Source organism: Dietzia sp. CW19 (assembly GCF_014145265.1).
Taxonomy (GTDB): domain Bacteria; phylum Actinomycetota; class Actinomycetes; order Mycobacteriales; family Mycobacteriaceae; genus Dietzia; species Dietzia natronolimnaea.
The window spans coordinates 1-3,588 of record NZ_JAALEE010000011.1 but is presented as its reverse complement, the minus strand read 5'-3'; the positions used below and the strand labels follow the sequence as shown (position 1 = coordinate 3,588).

Sequence of the window (3,588 nt, the reverse complement as noted above, 5' to 3'; positions counted from 1 at the left end):
GGCCGAGACGCGGGCCCTGGCCTCGGCCCTCGAGAGGGTCCTGGGGGTACCGGTGTCCGCCGGGTTCGCCTCCGCGGCCAGTCCGACCGTCGCCGACGCGATCACCGGGTTCAGGGAGCGGGGTCATCGCCGGGTGGCCGTGGCGACCCACCTGCTGGCGCCCGGGTTCTTCGCGGACCGGATCGCGGCGGCCGGCGCGGACGTGACCTCACCGCCGCTCGGCGCGAACCCGGAGATAGTCGATCTGATTGTCCGGTTATACCTGAAGAATTCGACGGATTTAATCCGCTGACCGGCCCGACTGTTCTCGATCCCATAATAAACGGATCACTTATCGAGAATGGCCGGCAAATGTGACCGGGCATAATTTCCCGGTGCTGGTGCATACTGTTGTGTAGTAGTGGTCGCACCTAGCTAGGAGAATCAATGGCTCAGCAATTCCAGGTCAGGTACATCGATGACATCGACGGAACGGAACTGGGCGAAGAGGCCAATTCCATCTCGTTCGCCTTCGAGGGCAAGGAATACTCCATCGACCTGAGCGACGAGAATGCCGACGCCTTCCGTGAGGTGATGGCCCCGTACATCGACGCAGGTCACCCCGTGACCGGAAGCAAGAGCAAGCCGGCGCGCAAGGCCGCCGCCAAGTCCGGCTCGGGCGATACCAAGGCCATTCGCGAATGGGCGCGGGAAAACGGCTTCGAGGTCTCTGATCGCGGCCGCATCCCGGCCGACGTGATGGAGGCGTACGCCGCCGCCAACTGATCGCACGCGCGAGGGCCCGCATCCCCGGGAGACGGGGTGCGGGCCCTTCCGTGTATTGGCATGTAGCACCGGTTGGAGGACGGAAGTCGCGACCTCACCGCCGTCGAGCCGCGGGAATTGTCCGCCGGATGAGTTCGCTCAGAGTCGCGTGATCGGCTCATCCAGGTGCGAGAGAGCGCCGGCGACGAGTCCTGCACGGATTCCGGCGTAGTTGGCACTCCGGAGCGGAGCCATCTCCGCCGCGACCGTCATCGCGCGGTCGAGCACCGCGTCCGCCTCGGCCGCCTCATGGGCTATCCCGGCCGCGATCGCCTCGTCCGCCGCATAGCGCTTGGAGGTGAGCATGGCCGTGCTCGCCACCGTGTGGGGCAGCCGGGTGGTGATGAGCGCGTTCATCCCCGGAGGGAACGGCATCCCCAGCTGCGCTTCGGGCAGGTTCCAGAATCCGCGGTCGGCGCGCATGACGCGGTGGTCGTGGGACAGGGCCAGCATCGCCCCGGCTCCGAACGCGTGCCCGTTGACCGCGGCCACCGTGGGTAGCTCGAGCCGCAGGACCCGGGCGAACACCCGCTGGGCCCGCGAGACATAGGCGGGCAGGCCGGCGGGATCGGAGGCGATCACCGTCAGGTCGAGACCGTTGGAGTAGAACTTCCCCGCCCCGGTCGTGACCAGGGCCGCCGGCCCCTCGGACGCCTCGACCTCGTCGAAGGCGGCATCGAGGGAGTCCAGGAAGTCGGGGGAGAAGGCGTTGTCCGGGGCGTCCGCGGGGTTCTCCGGCTCGGAGAAGCGGAGGACGAAGACGGACTCGTGACGGCTCAGTGTGGGCATGGGCTCCAGCGTAGATCCCCGGCAACGCCGTCACGGCAGGTGGGACACCGTTGTCACGCCCGTCCACCGCGCCCCGCGTGGGGGCCGGGAGTCCCGTGTGATGGCGGTGGGATGACACCGTTCCGCTGGACACGCCACGGCGTTGTGACGCGATGGCGACGTCGTCGTCGTACCCTGCCCGGGTGACCCGTTCCCCCTTCCGCGCGACCACCGGCGCCCCACCCCACGCCCAGTACGACGAGGCCCTCCGGCTGGGGATCCTGAGGGAGGCCACGCGCAGGCTCCGGGGAGCGGCGCCGGAGCAGCTCGGACTGCGGCCGCTGGCCGCCTCGCAGGGCACCTCCACCACGGCCATCTACACGATGTTCGGGGGCAAGTCCGGCTTGCTCGCCGCGGTCGCGGAGGAGGCGGATCGCATGCTCGCCGACGCGCTGCGGGAGTCGCTGCGTCACGACAGTGTCGAGACCGACATGCGCTCCCTGTGCCGCGCCTACCGCCGGTGGGCGCTGGAGAACCAGGGGCTGTACGCGCTCGTCGTGGGGGAGCCCGTCCGCTCACCCCGCGTCGGCGCCGACCGCCGCGAGCCGCAGTCGCGCGACCCGCAGTGGAGGGAACCGCTGCTGGAGATCGTCGACGCGTTGGTGGACGAGGGGGTCTTCCGGGCCACCGACGTGCACGAGGCGGCCACCGCGATCTGGGCCTCGCTCCACGGGGTCGTGTCGCTGGAACTCAGCGTGTGGCGTGAGTCGCCGAGCGCCGAGCAGTACTTCGAGACGCAGCTCGCGGCGATCCTGCGGTCCTGGGCCGCCGGCGGAGTCCGCCCGGCCACAGCCGCCGGACCCGCAACCTCTTCTATCGGAATGGTGGGCTGACCTCATGAGCGAGCGTTCGTTCTTCACCCTCGACGAGTCGGGGGCGTACATCCCCACCAGGTACGCGCGCAGCGCCTGGTCGGAGACCATGGTCAACGGGCCGGCGGTCGTGGTGGCCTCGGCCCGCGCTCTCGAGGCCGAGCACAGGGCGGAGGGGTTCCAGCCCGCCCGTCTCACCGTGGACCTCTTCGCGCCCGTCCGCACCGAGCCGCTGGTCGCGGTGACGGAGGAGGTCCGGGCCGGCAACCGTATCCGGGTCGCGGACGTCCGGATGCTGCAGGAGGGGAAGCTGGTCGCCCGGGGCACCCTCGTGCAGTTGCGCCGCGGCGAGCAGCCACCGGGAAATGTGTGGCGCTCGGGACGACGGGTGGGGGCCCCGCCGGAGGCGGACCCCACCGAGAACCGGCCGGGGTCGAACGTGTTCTTCGGCAGCGGCGACGAGGGGGAGGCGTGGAGTCGCGACATGAGCGCGCACCAGAACGACCAGCGCAAGCGGTTCTGGCTGCATCCATTGGACGTGGTGGCCGGTGAGGCCGCGACCCCGTTCCAGCGGGCCGTGACCCTGGCCGAGTCCACCAGTCTCATGTCCCACTGGGGCGACGAGGGCATCGGTTTCATCAACGCCGATCTCACCGTGGCGCTGGCCCGCCTGCCCCGTTCGGGCGACATCGGCATCGAGGCCGACGAGCACCTCAGCGACGCCGGGGTGGCGGTGGGCAGCGCCTCGCTGTTCGACCGCGACGGCGTGTTCGGCACCGGAACCGTGGTGGCGGTGTCCAACGCGGGACGGCAGATCGACTTCACCCGCCGTAGGGCGGGCACGGAGGACAGCGGATCGATCGGATCGAACGAGGCGGCGACGCGCGTATGAGCGCGAGGTTGACGCGGGAGCGGATGCTCGACGCGATCGAGGCCCAGGTCGGTCTGGTGCGGTTCGCGCTCGCCGGCGGCGGCGACTCGGCAGCCGTCGACCTGGCTGCTCCTGTGCCGTCGTGCCCGGAGTGGACGGTGCACGACCTCGTCACCCACCTCGGCGCCGTCAACCGGTGGGGCGGCGTCACGGTGCGCGACGGGAACCCGCACGAGCGCTCGCGGGGCCTGGGCGAGGCCATGAAGTCCGCCC

6 protein-coding genes are annotated in these 3,588 nt (G+C 70.3%); 5 read left to right on the top strand and 1 reads right to left on the bottom strand.

Annotation, left to right across the window (positions count from 1 at the left end; all coding sequences use genetic code 11):
- Together G6021_RS00420 and G6021_RS00415 are read left to right on the top strand one after the other, a co-directional pair.
- Window positions 1-292: CbiX/SirB N-terminal domain-containing protein (locus tag G6021_RS00420; RefSeq protein ID WP_277817910.1), on the top strand; the 292-nt coding region annotated here is incomplete at its 5' end.
- 134 nt (window positions 293-426) lie between these two features.
- Window positions 427-765, top strand: coding sequence for an Lsr2 family protein (locus G6021_RS00415; RefSeq protein WP_182615654.1), 339 nt, complete (start codon window positions 427-429; stop codon window positions 763-765).
- Window positions 766-903: 138 nt separating this feature from the next.
- Here G6021_RS00415 and G6021_RS00410 read toward each other — a convergent pair whose 3' ends face one another.
- On the bottom strand, window positions 904-1,593 hold the full coding sequence (locus G6021_RS00410) for an enoyl-CoA hydratase/isomerase family protein (protein ID WP_182640454.1): 690 nt from the start codon (window positions 1,591-1,593) through the stop codon (window positions 904-906).
- Between the two features lie 182 nt (window positions 1,594-1,775).
- On the opposite strand from G6021_RS00410, the gene G6021_RS00405 reads away from it, so the two are divergent.
- From G6021_RS00405 to G6021_RS00395, 3 genes are all read left to right on the top strand, one after another.
- Window positions 1,776-2,465 (top strand): TetR-like C-terminal domain-containing protein, encoded by a 690-nt coding sequence (locus G6021_RS00405; protein WP_347238889.1) that lies wholly within the window; start codon window positions 1,776-1,778, stop codon window positions 2,463-2,465.
- 4 nt (window positions 2,466-2,469) lie between these two features.
- On the top strand, window positions 2,470-3,336 hold the full coding sequence (locus G6021_RS00400) for an acyl-CoA thioesterase domain-containing protein (protein ID WP_182640452.1): 867 nt from the start codon (window positions 2,470-2,472) through the stop codon (window positions 3,334-3,336).
- Window positions 3,333-3,588 (top strand): maleylpyruvate isomerase N-terminal domain-containing protein (locus G6021_RS00395; RefSeq protein WP_241731331.1); only part of this gene is annotated, 256 nt, incomplete at its 3' end. The genes G6021_RS00400 and G6021_RS00395, both read left to right, overlap by 4 nt.

Bases quoted from the DNA above. Each gene is read 5' to 3' on its own strand.
- G6021_RS00400 (WP_182640452.1), top strand. From the start codon at position 2,470: ATGAGCGAGCGTTCGTTCTTCACCCTCGACGAGTCGGGGGCGTACATC.
- G6021_RS00410 (WP_182640454.1), bottom strand. From the start codon at position 1,593: ATGCCCACACTGAGCCGTCACGAGTCCGTCTTCGTCCTCCGCTTCTCC.
- G6021_RS00415 (WP_182615654.1), top strand. From the start codon at position 427: ATGGCTCAGCAATTCCAGGTCAGGTACATCGATGACATCGACGGAACG.